This is a genomic window from Alloiococcus sp. CFN-8, assembly GCF_049943125.1.
Classification (GTDB): domain Bacteria; phylum Bacillota; class Clostridia; order Clostridiales; family Clostridiaceae; genus JAEXZL01.
On record NZ_CP188040.1, the window covers coordinates 3866339 to 3880400 of the forward strand.

At 35.0% G+C, this 14062-nt stretch carries 13 protein-coding genes and 1 tRNA gene; 3 read left to right on the forward strand and 11 right to left on the reverse strand.

Translation table 11 applies throughout. The features are described 5' to 3' along the window. Positions 1–52 precede the first annotated feature (52 nt). Together ACPWSR_RS18295 and ACPWSR_RS18300 are read left to right on the forward strand one after the other, a co-directional pair. On the forward strand, positions 53–673 hold the full coding sequence (locus ACPWSR_RS18295) for a RusA family crossover junction endodeoxyribonuclease (protein ID WP_426349661.1): 621 nt from the start codon (positions 53–55) through the stop codon (positions 671–673). Positions 674–675: 2 nt separating this feature from the next. Continuing rightward, complete coding sequence (locus ACPWSR_RS18300) at positions 676–1275, forward strand: GDSL-type esterase/lipase family protein (RefSeq protein WP_426349662.1); 600 nt, start codon at positions 676–678, stop codon at positions 1273–1275. 8 nt (positions 1276–1283) lie between these two features. Here ACPWSR_RS18300 and ACPWSR_RS18305 read toward each other — a convergent pair whose 3' ends face one another. The 6 genes from ACPWSR_RS18305 to ACPWSR_RS18330 form a co-directional block, all read right to left on the reverse strand. Further along, positions 1284–2273, reverse strand: a complete 990-nt coding sequence (locus ACPWSR_RS18305; protein ID WP_426349663.1) for an NAD(P)/FAD-dependent oxidoreductase — start codon at positions 2271–2273, stop codon at positions 1284–1286. A gap of 103 nt (positions 2274–2376) precedes the next feature. Then, the gene (locus tag ACPWSR_RS18310; protein WP_426349664.1) at positions 2377–3054 is read right to left on the reverse strand and encodes an ATP-binding protein; all 678 of its coding nucleotides are present in this window, start codon (positions 3052–3054) and stop codon (positions 2377–2379) included. Between the two features lie 112 nt (positions 3055–3166). Then, positions 3167–4414, reverse strand: a complete 1248-nt coding sequence (hutI, locus tag ACPWSR_RS18315; protein ID WP_426349665.1) for an imidazolonepropionase — start codon at positions 4412–4414, stop codon at positions 3167–3169. Between the two features lie 3 nt (positions 4415–4417). Next, positions 4418–5320 carry a glutamate formimidoyltransferase gene (gene ftcD, locus ACPWSR_RS18320; protein WP_426349666.1) on the reverse strand — a complete coding sequence of 301 codons (903 nt, stop codon included), beginning with the start codon at positions 5318–5320 and terminating at the stop codon, positions 4418–4420. Between the two features lie 14 nt (positions 5321–5334). Next, a complete protein-coding gene (locus ACPWSR_RS18325) occupies positions 5335–7329 on the reverse strand; it encodes a urocanate hydratase (protein WP_426349667.1) in 1995 nt (664 codons plus the stop codon). A gap of 153 nt (positions 7330–7482) precedes the next feature. Beyond that, a complete protein-coding gene (locus ACPWSR_RS18330; RefSeq protein ID WP_426349668.1) occupies positions 7483–8169 on the reverse strand; it encodes a LytR/AlgR family response regulator transcription factor in 687 nt (228 codons plus the stop codon). Between the two features lie 164 nt (positions 8170–8333). Here ACPWSR_RS18330 and ACPWSR_RS18335 point away from each other — a divergent pair, with 164 nt between their 5' ends. After that, positions 8334–8819 (forward strand): hypothetical protein, encoded by a 486-nt coding sequence (locus tag ACPWSR_RS18335; RefSeq protein WP_426349669.1) that lies wholly within the window; start codon positions 8334–8336, stop codon positions 8817–8819. Positions 8820–8900: 81 nt separating this feature from the next. On the opposite strand, the gene ACPWSR_RS18340 is transcribed toward ACPWSR_RS18335, so the two are convergent. The 5 genes from ACPWSR_RS18340 to ACPWSR_RS18360 form a co-directional block, all read right to left on the reverse strand. Then, on the reverse strand, positions 8901–9836 hold the full coding sequence (locus ACPWSR_RS18340; RefSeq protein WP_426349670.1) for a diacylglycerol/lipid kinase family protein: 936 nt from the start codon (positions 9834–9836) through the stop codon (positions 8901–8903). Positions 9837–9924: 88 nt separating this feature from the next. Then, positions 9925–11415, reverse strand: coding sequence for a hypothetical protein (locus ACPWSR_RS18345; protein ID WP_426349671.1), 1491 nt, complete (start codon positions 11413–11415; stop codon positions 9925–9927). A gap of 3 nt (positions 11416–11418) precedes the next feature. Next, the gene (locus tag ACPWSR_RS18350; RefSeq protein ID WP_426349672.1) at positions 11419–12819 is read right to left on the reverse strand and encodes a sensor histidine kinase; all 1401 of its coding nucleotides are present in this window, start codon (positions 12817–12819) and stop codon (positions 11419–11421) included. Positions 12820–12828: 9 nt separating this feature from the next. Beyond that, complete coding sequence (locus ACPWSR_RS18355; RefSeq protein WP_426349673.1) at positions 12829–13515, reverse strand: response regulator transcription factor; 687 nt, start codon at positions 13513–13515, stop codon at positions 12829–12831. A 466-nt stretch (positions 13516–13981) separates the two neighbouring features. Next, positions 13982–14056 (reverse strand) — tRNA-Asn (locus ACPWSR_RS18360). Positions 14057–14062: the final 6 nt, after the last annotated feature.

The window sequence follows — 14062 nt, forward strand, 5'->3', positions numbered from 1 at the left end:
TTATCAATGTTATAATTTATGCGAACATATATTTCTATAAGGGAGAAAAGTTATGTCATCTAGTTATGCTAAGGTTATAGTACAAGGGTCCCCCTTGTCCAAATCAAATTTCAAGCTTTTTAATAGTCAAGGAAGAGCAATACTTCCTTATAATTCCGGTAAATATCACGATAGATATGCCCATTATGAGGAGACCATTGCATACGAGGCAAGGCTTCAAAACCCTGATATTATATTGACAGAAGCATTAATAGCAGTATTAAAGGTTTATTATAAAAGTGAAAAGAGACATCCAGATACCAATAACATTACTAAAAGTATTATGGATGGTATAGAAAAAAGTGGAATCATAATAAATGATGCACAAATAAGAAGGCTTATAATCGAAGAATTCTATGATAAAGAGAATCCGAGATTTGAACTAGAATTATATGGAGAAAGCACTTATGTTATGAATTACTCAGTAGATAAAAGAACCATTGAGGAAAAGAAAATTGAGTACCTTCCCCCCAGCAATAAAAGAACTTCTTCTCTAAAGGCTAAAGAAAATACCTCTTCCAAAAAGTCCTGTACCAAATCCTGTGATATCTGCAGGAAAGCAATCGAAGAAGGAATTTCAGCAGATAGAGGTAAAATATTCATTTGCAAGGAATGCTTTAAAAAGCTCTTTTAGCCATGGATAAAATAATATGCTTTGGTGATAGCCTAGTTTCTGGCTATGGTCTCCAAAAAGGGGAAGGCTGGTGTGAGCTTCTACAGAAGGATTATTCTATATCAAAGAATTGGACTATAATAAATAGAGGTATTCCTGGAGATACTATCACGGGACTTTTATCTCGTTCCCATAGGGATGTTCTGCTCTTAAGACCTAAAAGGGTTATATTATTGATAGGTACCAATGACCTGTTATTGGGAAGGTCAGTAAATGTTGTTTTTGAAAACTTAACCTTCCTAATCTCTGAGCTTATAAGCCATAATATTACACCCATATTACTCTCTCCACCTGGGATTGCAGAAGATATGGCGGAAGAAAGCTGGGACTCCTATAACAACTATTCTGTTGTTAACAAAAATATTGAGCTCCTAATAAAGAAGCTTTATAAATATTCATTGGAGAATAAAATTATCTTTTTAAACCTATATGATTTTCTTCACAGCCTTATTAATATGTCTATTGTTTCTTCTTATAAGGACCTTTATATCGATGGTATTCATCTAAGCAGCATTGGTAATAGCTTCATTGCCACTAAGATAAAAGAAATATTAAAAGTGTAGCATAGCTGCTACACTTTTCTATTTATATGAGCATCTATATAGTTTGAAGCACTATTTCCAGCCTCATAGCCCTCTTTTACCACATCATCAGCCCAACTATAGGTATGAATTAAGTTCCCACAGGCAAAAATCCCTGGAATACTAGTTTCAAAGGAATCCTTAACCTCTGGTCCTCCGGTGCTTTGTGAAAGCTTGATCCCACTTCTTTCTGAAAGATCATTTTCAGGCATCCAACCTACAGATAGGAGAAGACAATCACATTCTATGTTTTCTTCTGTATCATCTATAAACCGTCCGTTTTCATCTATGGCAGCTATTTTTATTCCAGTGATTCTTTCTGATCCAAATACCTCTGCAATATTATAACCAAGCTTCACTTCAAGATTAAAATCTTTTATATTCTCTACAATATTACTTCTATGAGAGTGAATATACGGCTGCCTTTCAATAATTGCCTTGATATTAGCTCCTTCGATTAATAGCCTTCGAGCAACAATTAATGCAATATCACTGGAGCCTAAAATTACTACATTTTTGCCGGGAAGATATCCTTGAAAATTAATAAATTTATGAGCAGAACCTACAGTATATATTCCAGCATATTTATTCATGGGAACGTTAATATTTCCATTATATTTTTCTCTGCAGCCAGTAGCTAGTATTATTGTCTTACCCTTATATTCTACAACGCCTTCTTCTGGATTAACAGCAGTTACAACCTTATTTTCGTTTAAATCTAATACCATAGTATTTATTTTATAATCAATTTTATGAGCATCAAGCTTATCTACATAGCTTTGAGCAAACTCAGGACCTGTTAGCTCCTCAGTGCTATCTCCATCCTTGAAGCCAGAATGTATACACTGAACTAATATACCTCCCAGGTAGTCCTCTCTTTCAAGTATGAGTATATTCTTAACTCCTCTTTTTCTAGCTGCTAAAGCTGCTGTCATTCCTGAAAGACCACCACCGATTATTATTACGTCATATAACCTCAAGCATATCCCCCCAAATGTAGTATAACTGCTAATATATTATATATTTTACCACATTTTGCCCATAATAATGATGAACATTCTTAAAAAAACATACATTTACGCACTATATAAGCTCTCCATTAAGCTTGAGGGTTGCTTCAGTACAGTTAACAGTGGCCTTGCTTGCCTCTAAAGCCTGCAAAACCATAGAAGCTAATCCATTACAGCATGGTACTTCCATCTTTACAATATCTATACTCTTAATATTATTCATCTGAATTATAGCTTTTAACCTCTCAATACTATCCTCTTTATCAAATAGCTTAGGGCAAGCAATAATTGTTATCTTATCTCTCATAAAGCTATCATGAAAGTTCTTATGGCTGAAAGCGCTACATTGTGCAGCAATCAAAAGCTCACTACCTTGAAAATACTCAGCTCTAGGATTCATAAGCTGCAATTGTACTGGCCACTGCACTAGCTCTGATTCTTCTCGCTTACCAAAGGAGCTGTTAGACATGCTTTTACAGCCCTGATTAACACTAAGTCCCTTTCCCTTATTTAATGTATTAACTCTCTTTTCTACAGCAATAACATCGTATTCCTCTGCTTCTCTCTCTATTATTTTAATAGCTCCTTCTGGACATCCCTTTAGACAATCTCCTAAGCCATCACAATAAATATCCTTCAATAGCTCTGCCTTACCATCCCTTAATATTATTGCAGCTTCATGGCAGGCCTTTAAGCAAATACCACAGCCATTACATAGCTCCTTATTTATTTCAACAATCCTTCTTATCATATAATCACCCCGTAATCATCGCAAAAAAATAGGTTATAGCTAAATTATAATAAAAAATTATAATTAAAGCTGTAACCTAAGTTACGAATAAAATATTTAATAAACGTAGCTTTTATCTACGATAAACTACTCTTCCCTTCTTAATAACTACATCTACAATATTTGTTGCAACATTGTAGAGCAAAAATTTATAGCTGGGATATTTTAATATTAAAAGATCAGCTTGTTTGCCAATATCTATGCTTCCAATTATATTTTCTTTACCCAAGGCTGCTGCTCCATTTATGGTTAAGGCAGTTATTGCCTCCTCTAAGGTTAAGTTCATATTATAGCAAGCAAGGGCTATAAGAAAAGGAATACTCTGCGTAAAGCAGGAGCCCGGATTAAAATCCGTTGCCAAAGCTACGGCACAGCCCTCATCTATCATTGTTCTTCCTCTCGCATAGCTTTCCTTTAAGCTGAAGGCTGTACAGGGAAGAAGAGTGGCAATAGTATTGGAAGAAGCCAGAGCCTTAATTCCCTCATCAGAAGCTTGAAGCAGATGGTCACAGGATACGGCTCCTAGCTCACAGCCAAGCTCTGTTCCTCCTAAGGAAACAATCTCATCAGCATGAAGCTTTAACTTGAAGCCCATGGCTTTTGCAGCTTCTAGCAGATATCTTGACTCTTCAATTTCAAATACATTCTTCTCACAAAAAACATCACAGAACTCCGCAAGGTCCTCTTTCCTTACTAGTGGAAGCACTTCCTTAATTATATATTTTATATAATCCAGCTTTGTGCCTTGAAAATCCTTTGGGAAGGCGTGAGCACCTAAAAAGGTTGAGGCTATATCTATCTCCCCCTCCTCCTGTAGCTCCTTCATAACCTGAAGCTGCAGAAGCTCACTGCTTAAATCAAGTCCATAACCACTCTTTCCTTCTACGGTAGTTATACCCATAGAAATCATATCCTTTATTCTTTCTCTCCCCAGCTGTAATAAAGTTTCCTTATGGGCCCCTCGAGTTTTATCAACAGTATTTGCAATACCTCCACCACGCTTCATTATTTCCATGTAAGGTGTTCCTTTGAAGCGTTCATAAAACTCTTCTTCTCTATAACCAGCGAAGATAAAGTGAGTATGGGAGTCTACAAATCCAGGCAATATGGAAAGTTCCTCTCCTTGGATAACCTCATAATCATCCTTGCTGATTTCTAGCTCCTCCCAGGAAGCTTTGATATCCTTTATTATCCCATCCTCAATAAGCAGTGAATAATCCTTTAATATATTTAACTCCTGCATTTCTCTACCTTTTTTAGCTTTAAAGCCACTGCAGGTTACAAGTTCCTTTATATTTTTAATTATTATATTATTCGCCATAGGCTACTCCATCAATTTATTTTCTAGTATCTGATCACTAGAAAAGTTTTCTATACCTAAGTAATATTCTGCACAATCAATTAAAGCCTGCATAGGCAGCATTCCAACTATCTCACTGCCTACCACCGATACACCATATCGCCTTGCTTCAATTTTAATTAACTCAAAGCTTCTATATAAAGCAGTTTTAGTATAATCAGTCATGTTCATTGATACTTGGGTTATATTTCTCTCTTCAAGAGTTACCCCCATAGCTTTGCAGAATCTAAGTCCACCACCTACATGCCTGACCTTTTTAGCAATAGCATCAGCTATCTGAAGATTCGGTGTATCTAGATTAACATTGAAGGCAACCAATGGCATCCTTGCCCCAACAGCTGTAACACCAGCTGTTTTATGGGGTGCGGCTGGTCCAAAGTCAGGCTTCCATTCCTCCAGCTTAAGCTTATCCTCCATTCCTTCAAACTCACCCTTCCTTATTACTGCTAGGTTTTCTCTAGAAGGATTCACTGCAGATTTCTCATAAAGAAATATTGGCAGGTTGAATCTTGCCGATGCTTCCTCTGCGACTTCACGAGATAGAAGAATCGCTTCGTCCATAGTAACATTTTTTATTGGGATAAAAGGCACCACATCTACTGCTCCCATTCTTGGATGCTGTCCCTTGTGCTCTCTTAAATCAATATTCTCCACGGCCACTGCCATAAAGGCTAGTATCGTTTCCTTCAAGGCTGAGGGTTCTCCTACCAGGGTAACAACGGTTCTGTTATGATCCTTGTCTGAAGAGTAATCTAGCAGCTTAACTCCATCCCTCCCCCTCAAGGTATCTATTATCTTTTCTATTTTCTCTGAATCTCTTCCTTCACTAAAATTTGGAACACACTGAACAATCTTATTACCAATCATAGCTGCACCTCACCTTATCCAATATATTTATCTACTGCATTTCTAATAATATCATCCTGAACAATATAAGGGAGTGTAATATGGTCAGTGCCATCCCTTAAGGAATTGTATTCCATCACCGTTTCTATAGAATTTTCATTTCGAGCCCAAGCCCTTCTAGCTACTCCTCCCATTACATCCCAAAGAATAGCGTTTTTAATAATTTCATCCACTCTTGTACTTCCATCAAGAACTAGTCCAAAACCACCATTTATAGCTTTACCTATCCCTACTCCCCCACCATTATGAAGAGCTACAAGACTCATCCCTCTAGCAGCATTCCCAGCAAAGCACTGAACAGCCATATCAGCCATTATATTACTTCCATCTTTAATATTTGAGGTTTCTCTAAAGGGTGAATCTGTTCCACTTACATCATGGTGATCTCTACCTAGCATAATAGGTCCAACCTCTCCCTTTCTAACCATTTCATTAAACTTCAATGCTATGTTCATTCTACCAAATGCATCCTGATAAAGAATTCTAGCCTTTGTTCCCACAACCAATTGATTTTTTTCAGCATCCCTTATCCACACATAGTTATCCCTATCCTGTCCTCTCCTATCAGGGTCAATACACTCCATGGCTGCCCTATCAGTTTTACGGAGATCCTCCTCACTGCCACTAAGACATACCCACCTGAAAGGACCATATCCATAATCAAAGAGCTCAGGTCCCATAATATCCTCTACATAGGAAGGAAAAATAAAACCTTCCTTATCTGTTTCTGGATTTATAGATATCTCCTTAGCTCCTGCATCATATACTGCTTTCATAAAAGAGTTCCCGTAATCAAAGAAATAAGTTCCCCTATCTACAAGAACCTTTATAAGTTTAAAATGCTTTTCTAAGGTTTTATCCACAAGCTCCTTGAACGCTTCTCTATCCTTCTTTAATAGCTCAGTTCTTTCCTCAAAGGAGATTCCCTGAGGGCAATAGCCACCTTCATAAACAGCGTGACAGGAGGTTTGATCTGATAGCAAGGGTATTGAAATATTATTATCTACTGCGTACTGAAGAAGGTCAACAATATTTCCATGATAGGCTATGGAAGTTGCTTCTTTATTTTTAATATTAATAGCAGCAAGGTCGAATACCTCCTTTAAATCAGAGGTAATATATTTTACCCATCCTTGATTATATCTAGTTAATATCCTGGAGTAATCTACCTCAGCAATAATTCCAACTCCTCCAGCAATCTCAATTGCTTTTGGCTGAGCTCCACTCATACCACCAAGACCAGAGCTTACAAAAAGAACTCCCTTAAGATCCTCAGAGGTATCAATATTAAGCTTAAGCCTACCAGCGTTTAATAGAGTATTAAAGGTTCCGTGAACAATCCCTTGAGGACCGATATACATCCAGCCTCCAGCAGTCATTTGACCATAGTTGGCAACACCAAGCTGCATGGCATAATGCCAATCCTCTAAATTATCATATTCTCCTATCATTAAAGCATTTGTTATTATTACTCTAGGAGCATCAGGTCTCGATTTAAACAAGCCTAAAGGATGTCCAGACTCTACCACTAGAGTCTGCTCATTAGTAAGCTCTTCTAAATACTTCATTATAAGTCTATATTGCATCCAATTCTGACAAACTTGTCCCGTTTCTCCATAGGTTACAAGCTCATAGGGATATAGGGCTGTTTCAAAATCTAAGTTATTATCAATCATAACCTGAAAAGCCTTTCCTTCTATGCACTTTCCCTGATATTCATCTATAGGCTTACCGTAGATTCTTCCCTCTGGTCTAAATCTATAACCATATATTCTTCCTCTTGTAGTGAGCTCTTCCATAAATTCTGGAGCTAAAGCCTCATGATGTTCTTCAGGGATATATCTTAAAGCATTTTTTAAAGCTAGCTCTGCTTGAGCCTTATTTAGGGTAAAACCCCGATCTGGTGCTCTTCTTATTCCTTCAATAAATACCGGATATTCAGGATATCCTTCTTTAAGCTTAATTTTCATACTTGAATGAATTTTTAGGTTATTCACTTTATAATCCTCCTAAGAAAAAATACCTATATAAATACATTCTACTATTAAAAACCTTTACATGCTATATTTTTTCTGCTTAGCACTTTATAAGGCTACAGCCTCAAACTTTACTAACCAAAATAACTATATCTGCAATGCGTGCTTTAATTCCTTATAATATTTCCTGCTTACAGGTATTGTTTCATTAATTTCTTTAAATGATAAGAAATAAACTCCATTGTTCCAGTAGGTTAATTTGTCAATCTTATTCAAATTTACAATATAGCTTCTGTGACACTTCATAAACCCAGAATTAATTAATCTATTTTCCATTACCTTTAAGCTATCCTCAGAAGTAAAAATTTTATCCTCAGTATGTATATGTGTTTCTTTACCTTGCGTAGTCATATATAATATTATTTCATTATCAATAAAGTATACAATACCATCCTTATTAACAGGAAGCCTTGTTAGATGCAGTTCCCTATGGATAGGCTCCGTTTGTCTCTGAATCTGCGGAAGCTTTTTATCAAAGGCATCACAAACTACAAAGCCTTTAAAGCTTTCTCCGTCCATTTCAGTAATTGCATATATTTCTGGTTTATTTATAGTAGAAATTGATAATATCTCTTCTATCAAACAGAGTCTCTCGATACTTATTTCAATAAAAGGAATAAATATTATATCTGGTTTAATTTCATCAATACTTTTTATAGCAGTATCAATACTAACAAAATCCTCTTTACTAATAGAAACTCCATTTTTGTTTAATAGCTCTAAATAACGATTTATATCTTTACTATCTTTATAAAGTATTATAGTTTTTTTCATATATACGCCTCTCCTCATATTACAATTATCCTATACAGCCTATATAATTTATCAAGAAAAAATGCTATTATAAATATATATAATCTTAACTTATATCGCTCTACTATAATTATCGAGAAAAATAGTAATATTTTTATAGAAAAGATTTTTTAAGGAGACAACTTATGCGAAAAAATAACATTTTGATAGGAATAATACTTATTTTTGTAGGTACCCTTTATCTCTTAAATATAATTGCCAATATAGATATTCTAAGCTTTTCCTTTCTTTGGCCAATACTTTTGTTCTTCATTGGATTAAGCCTAGATATAAAATTTTTTAGGGAAAGAAGCAATGGTGGCAGTCTTATCCCTGGTGGTATTCTAATAGTCTTAGGCGTATTCTTTTTCATTCAGCATATTACAGATTATAGTTTTAGCGAATATTCCTGGGCCTTTTATTCTCTTTCATTAGCCGTAGGTTTTTTGCAATATTATTTTCTCTATAGAAAAGACCGAACACTATTGATAATAGGACTATTTTTCCTTATAACCTTTGTAGTGAGATTTATATCTATTTATTTTAGAGACATGCTTCCCTGGTTATCAATGGAGCTAGTGCTTCCAATAATACTTATAATTGTAGGTATACTAGTTATAATAAAAAAATAGCGTATAAAAAGTACTAGAAAGTCAAAAAAAGAGTATCGCTCTTGTCGATACTCTTTTTTAAACTGATTGTCCTTTCTTATCTTATAAATGAGCTGCTGCTTCACTATAACTATCCTCTTTCACTGATAATCCTTTTCTTTCCGGAAAGAGTACCTTAATTCCCTTTCTTATAAGCTGGCAGCTTACTTCTTTTTCTTTCAAAAGCTCCCCATCAACATTTAGCACAAACTCTTCACTGCTGGATATAGAAATACTCCTTCCAGAATAAAAGCTTACCTGCTTAATGGATTCATGTTTCCCTTTAATAGCCTTAGGAAAAAGAAGAAATATCTTCAGCTTGGACACCTTCTCCACAACACAAAGATCGAAAATTCCATCGCTTATATCTGACTTAGGAGATATCTTGACACCTCCACCATAGCATCTTCCATTAGCTATCGCAGCAAGTAATATATCCTTATACAGCTTAACCCCATCTATAGTTATTGCTGTCTTTATAAATTTAAATTTAAATAAGGTTGTAAGAATACCTAATATATATGCTGCTGATCCTGTAATGTATTTTAATTTCTTAAAGGTATTTGCAGAATAAACTACCTCAGAATCAAATCCTACAGAGGATATATTTATAAAATATCTATTATTAATCTTTCCTAGATCTATGTACTTTTCTTCACCTCTTAAAGTACTTATAAATATATCTTCAATGGGCTCTTCTCCTATAAGGTTTTTAACAAAATCGTTACCACTTCCACAAGGGATAACAGCTAAAACACTTCCTGTACCTACTATACCATTCAACACCTCATTAAGAGTACCATCTCCACCTACAGCATATACCCTGTAATTTTTATGAGATACATAGCTCCTAACTACCTCTGTTGCATGACCTGGATACCTTGTCATCTCTATATGATAAGGCTCATCCACATCCTTAAAATAGTCTTTTATTTTTTCTATATATTCTAGAGACCTTCCCTTTCCAGCCTCAGGATTAATTATAAATAAATGCTCCATGTCTTAATCTCCCTAAAAAATAGTCATTTAAATTATAACATATATAAATAAATTATTGCTATTTTTTAAAGAACGTTAATAGAGCAAATTAATTTTCTTTAATTTCCTCCCCAAGCTCCTTTACTATCTCGTCCCATTTTTCCACCTGGCTTCCTGTAGCCCACTGTGCCATTACAACCTTCTCCGTTGGATTTAACTTAAAAGAAAAAAGAGGTATATCTATTATTCCACCATTGTTAATTCTATAAATTAGTAGCTCTTCTTCTGTAATAACTATGGCTATATCCTGATTTGGAGAAGTATAAATATCTATAGCCTTTGGAAGCTGTTCCTTAACTTTATTCCATGATAAGAATAATCTATCTTCTCCTACCAGCTTTGAAGTAGGAAGGATATTTATATTAAAGTCTAAGTATTTATCCTCGTATCCCTCAATGAGAGAATTTAATCTACCAATCATTATCCAGTGACCGTTCCTTCTGGTTACAGAAAAACTATCTTCCCTGGGACTGCTTTCAAACTTATCTCTATCGTCACTGTTTATGGTATTTAAAGTTGCCTGGGCTGATTGTTCAATTGTTGTTTTTCCAACCTTTCCAATAATATCCGATAGCTTTACCCCTTCAAGCTTAGCTCCCTCAGATTTATTTATATTATCTATATGGAGAGCCTTCAGCTTTTTTGAGTATAGTCCTGAGCTATGCTCTTCTAATACTTCTATGGTCATATAATCTATGCCAACAAAGTTAATATTTACATACCTATCATGAGAACTAGTAGCTTTCTCTATAGCTTTGTTGTCAATACTTATATTTTCCTCCTCTAATTTAACTGCATTTATCCTTTCCCAGGTAGAACCATTATCTAAGCTCCTGTTAACTCCTATAGACCAAAATTCTCTACTTCTAGGAAGAAGAATGTCTTCTATTTGATAAATGTCCTTTAATCCATCATTATCCCAGGACAGCCACAAAGTCCTATAAGGCGATTGATTAACATCCTGTTCTTGATATCTTGCAAATCCTTGGTCGCTACCTAAGGCCAGCAATATACCTGAAGAAGAATCCTTTGAGGTAATATCCTTATCAGCAACATAAGTAGGTTCTTCCGTAGATACTCGCTCTACATAAAGAAAAGCACCTTCATAATAAACTACTCCATTTTCTTCATCCAAAGGTATAAATTCAATAAATAGCTTATCATCAGAATAAACAGTAACCACATCTATTTCATAATCGTTAATATTTAAGGTCCTTGGATTAATATTATAATAATTTACAAAAAAGTAAGATGCAGAACTTTTTCTGCTATAGTATCTTGGACTTGCTGCTATTTCATCTAAGAAAAAGCTTCTTTCAATTCCAAAGCCTATAGCTTTTCCTATCATATTATCAAGAACAGCTTTGTTTGCTAGCTTATCATTTACAATCTTGTACTTAGTTATATTCCAGGTACCACTAATAGTAATTTTTTTATTTTTAGGAGTAGATATCATATCTCCTTGAATGCCACTGGAGATACCACAGCCAGTAAAAAACAACAGAAATATAAGCATCAGAGCAATTTTAAAATTTTTCATAAGCTAGACCTCTTTTTTATTATTGTTAATAGGTATTTTAACTATTACCTTTGTACCTACATCCAACTGACTCTGAAATTCCATGGTTCCGTTATGAAGCTTTACTATTTCATCGCAAATTGATAAACCTATACCATTTTTAGATTTAGAACTCTTTCCTTTATAAAACTTTTCTGTAACCCTAGGGAGATCCTCAGGCGATATACCATAGCCAGAATCAGTTACAATGATTACAATATAATTTTTGTCCTTACTAACATTTAAAGATATTTCCCCTCCATAGGGAGTGAACTTAAAAGCATTATCTAAAATATTTATAAGCACCTGTTTAATTCTATTATCATCCATATACACCATGGGAAGACTCTTTTCTACATTTACAATAAAATTTATATTACTTCTTTCGGCCCTTGGAGTCATGGACATCTCAATAAACTCAATGAGATCCTCTATATTAGCATACCTTCTTTTAAGGGATATTTTACCCGATACAAACTTAGAGAAGTCCAATAGCTCTTCCACCATTGAGGTTAAACGATCTGCTTCCTTTTCTATAATTTCAAAGCCCATAGCAAGGGTACCCTGATCAATATCCTTATCATTTAAGGTGATAGCCCAACCTTTTATAGATGTCAGCGGAGTCCTCAGCTCATGAGATATAGATGAGATAAAATCATTTTTAAGTGTTTCTCTATTCTGAAGCTCCTCAGCCATATAATTGAGGGTATCAGATAGCTTTCCTATCTCATCGTCGTTAATTTTATTATTTCTTATAGTTAAATCCCCATCTGCCATTTTCTCAGCTACAGCAGTAACCTCCTGTAAAGGCACGGTTATGCTATTAGCCAGGAAAATACTCACTATAATGGTTATTAAAAGCACGGCAAAGCCTATACCTAAAAAGGTTAAGGATATGTAATTTATAGCTAAATTCACCTCATTTAAGGAGGTGATAAATCTTAAAACCCCAATTATTTTCCCATTTGCTTCTAGTGGATAAGACACAGCCATAACCTCGATATTATCATAGTCTACAGTGCCTATCCATTTTCCGCTTCCACCAGACAAAGCCTTTTTCACATCACTAGTTTCTATATTAGTATCATGAATCACACCTAAAGAATCTAGAAGCACCTTGCCTTCTATATTGATTATCTGCACCTGAGCTTCAGTCTGCTGCCAAAAAACATTAACATTCTTAGTTATGTTTTCACTCAGGGTAGAGCTAGAAAAATAACGACTATAATAATCTGCAGAAGTCCTTAACTGACTTAAAAGCATCTGTTCCGTATTATTATAATAATAATTTTTTATTATACCTAAAAGCAAAAGCTCAAGTATAAATATGCTCGTAAATATTACTAATACAAAGTTACTAACAAGCTTATTTTTTATACTTTTCATATTATATTATCATTTCCTCCATCTATAGCCTGTCCCCCATATAGTTTCAATATAGGTAGGATCGGAAGGATTTTCTTCTATCTTAGATCTTAAACGCCTTATATTAACATCAACAATTTTGGGATCACCGACAAAATTATAGCCCCAGGCTAAGTTTAAAAGCTCATCTCTACTGAATGCTTTACCAGGATTCTCAGTGAAGATTTTCATAATCATATATTCTTTTGGAGTTACACTGATTTCTATATTATCCTTATATAGCTTTTGTGAATATGTATCCAGCTTAAAGGGAGGTGATTCAATAATATCTCCTTCTATTTCCTCCTGTTCAGCTTCTAATCTCCTAATAAGTGCCTTAACCCTTAAGGTCACCTCCATGGGATTAAAGGGCTTTACCACATAGTCATCGGCACCATACTCAAGTCCCATTATTTTATCTAGATCCTGTGCCTTGGCTGTGAGCATCATAATCCCTATGCTTGTAAACATCTTTCTTAACTCCTGACAAACCTTAAAGCCATCTATTCCAGGAAGCATTACATCAAGTATAGCCACTTGTGGCTTTTCAAGAGCAGCAATTCGTAAGCCTTCCTCACCGGACTCAGCTTCTAGTACTTTAAAACCGCTTCTTTCAAAATTAATTTTCAAAAAGCCTCTTATACTACTTTCATCTTCCACTAGAAGGATTTTATTCATAGCACAGCCTCCTCATATCTATATTTACTCACTTTCCATCATATGCTTATTATAACAAATATCCAACTATAAGTAAAAATATTACACATGTTATTCAAAGGAATAAATAAATATTAATAAATCTAGCTACAAAAATTGAAATTTGTATCTTATTGCCGAAATTATTATTTAGAAAAAAAGAGTCAAACTGAAATCAGTTTGACTCTTTTAGCTAAAAACTACTAAAAGTTCAGCAATAAATCAAAGTCCCATGAAGTTTGCCAATTTGCGGCAAATGAAGTTATGGCTACGCCACAATGAAGTATTGTGCTTACGCACAATATGAAGTTAAGTGTGCTACTCATGTCGCAAGACACTTCATTGCTCGTAGAGCAGCTTCTCTTGCGAAGCAAACTTCATGTGCCGAAAGGCACACTTAATTCAAAAAAGACCACATTTGTCTGTTAGACAAATGTGGTCTTTTTTGTGGCTCCGCGGAGAGGGCTCGAACCTCCAACCTATCGGTTAACAGCCGAGTGCTCCACCATTGAGCTACCGCGGAATACAG

Bases quoted from the DNA above. Each gene is read 5' to 3' on its own strand.
- ftcD (WP_426349666.1), bottom strand. From the start codon at position 5,320: ATGATTGGTAATAAGATTGTTCAGTGTGTTCCAAATTTTAGTGAAGGA.
- ACPWSR_RS18325 (WP_426349667.1), bottom strand. From the start codon at position 7,329: ATGAAAATTAAGCTTAAAGAAGGATATCCTGAATATCCGGTATTTATT.
- ACPWSR_RS18295 (WP_426349661.1), top strand. From the start codon at position 53: ATGTCATCTAGTTATGCTAAGGTTATAGTACAAGGGTCCCCCTTGTCC.
- ACPWSR_RS18350 (WP_426349672.1), bottom strand. From the start codon at position 12,819: ATGAAAAGTATAAAAAATAAGCTTGTTAGTAACTTTGTATTAGTAATA.
- ACPWSR_RS18310 (WP_426349664.1), bottom strand. From the start codon at position 3,054: ATGATAAGAAGGATTGTTGAAATAAATAAGGAGCTATGTAATGGCTGT.
- hutI (WP_426349665.1), bottom strand. From the start codon at position 4,414: ATGGCGAATAATATAATAATTAAAAATATAAAGGAACTTGTAACCTGC.
- ACPWSR_RS18330 (WP_426349668.1), bottom strand. From the start codon at position 8,169: ATGAAAAAAACTATAATACTTTATAAAGATAGTAAAGATATAAATCGT.
- ACPWSR_RS18340 (WP_426349670.1), bottom strand. From the start codon at position 9,836: ATGGAGCATTTATTTATAATTAATCCTGAGGCTGGAAAGGGAAGGTCT.
- ACPWSR_RS18300 (WP_426349662.1), top strand. From the start codon at position 676: ATGGATAAAATAATATGCTTTGGTGATAGCCTAGTTTCTGGCTATGGT.
- ACPWSR_RS18355 (WP_426349673.1), bottom strand. From the start codon at position 13,515: ATGAATAAAATCCTTCTAGTGGAAGATGAAAGTAGTATAAGAGGCTTT.
- ACPWSR_RS18335 (WP_426349669.1), top strand. From the start codon at position 8,334: ATGCGAAAAAATAACATTTTGATAGGAATAATACTTATTTTTGTAGGT.
- ACPWSR_RS18345 (WP_426349671.1), bottom strand. From the start codon at position 11,415: ATGAAAAATTTTAAAATTGCTCTGATGCTTATATTTCTGTTGTTTTTT.